This window comes from Shewanella sp. N2AIL, assembly GCF_022690845.1.
Classification (GTDB): Bacteria; Pseudomonadota; Gammaproteobacteria; order Enterobacterales; family Shewanellaceae; genus Shewanella; species Shewanella baltica.
Genome location: NZ_JALBYT010000100.1, coordinates 1 through 339 on the forward strand (window position 1 = coordinate 1; position 339 = coordinate 339).

Below are 339 nucleotides of genomic sequence, written 5' to 3' on the forward strand. Positions count from 1 at the left end.
AGTATTTAATTGCATGAGTCTGTCATGTGATTAATTACAAAACGATGTAAACGTGGAAACGTTTGCATCATGAGTTCTCAAACACTTTATTAAGTGTCTTGAATATTCAAAAGTAAATTATTCTTTGCTGAATAGTTTACGTCTAAGGCGCGTCCACTTCTTTGGTCAGAAGTGAGACAAGTAAAACCAAGCTGGTCGCAATGCGACTCAGGTGAGTGAAACTCATTTGGGTTGTATGGTTAAGCGACTAAGCGTATACGGTGGATGCCTTGGCAGTCAGAGGCGATGAAGGACGTAGTAACTTGCGAAAAGCGTTGGCGAGCTAGTAACAAGCATTTG

The 339-nt window shown here is 40.7% G+C and carries 1 rRNA gene; it reads left to right on the top strand.

The annotated features are described in order from the left end of the window. Positions 1–237 precede the first annotated feature (237 nt). Positions 238–339: ribosomal RNA gene (locus MO387_RS20905) — 23S ribosomal RNA — on the top strand; the annotation flags it as partial.